At 37.3% G+C, this 252-nt stretch carries 1 protein-coding gene; it reads right to left on the bottom strand.

The window, feature by feature from the left end; translation table 11 throughout:
• A partial coding sequence (locus V7659_RS00210) for a DUF2243 domain-containing protein (RefSeq protein ID WP_335537400.1) occupies window positions 1-153 on the bottom strand: 153 nt, incomplete at its 3' end.
• Window positions 154-252: the final 99 nt, after the last annotated feature.

The raw sequence follows: 252 nt of genomic DNA, 5'->3' as shown, positions 1-252 counted from the left end.
TCCGAACGCAGTCGTGGATTTATCGTAAAAATGATGCCAATGCAGTAGTTGATGAAAAACTGCTTCATCGATAAAAGCGACAAGTCCTATGCCAAAAAGAAAGCCGGACCAGAGATTTTTAGGGTAACTTGTTTTGTTATTATTCTCCGCCATTTTCTTCTCCTTTAATAATCGAATTCTTCTGCCTTTCAATTTACCCTAAATGATTGAACCATAAACAAGGAGCAGGTTGGATTCTTCTCCTTTGATATT

Source organism: Neobacillus drentensis, assembly GCF_036966985.1.
Taxonomy (GTDB): Bacteria; Bacillota; Bacilli; order Bacillales; family Cytobacillaceae; genus Neobacillus; species Neobacillus drentensis_E.
This window is presented reverse-complemented; position numbering and strand designations above follow the sequence as displayed.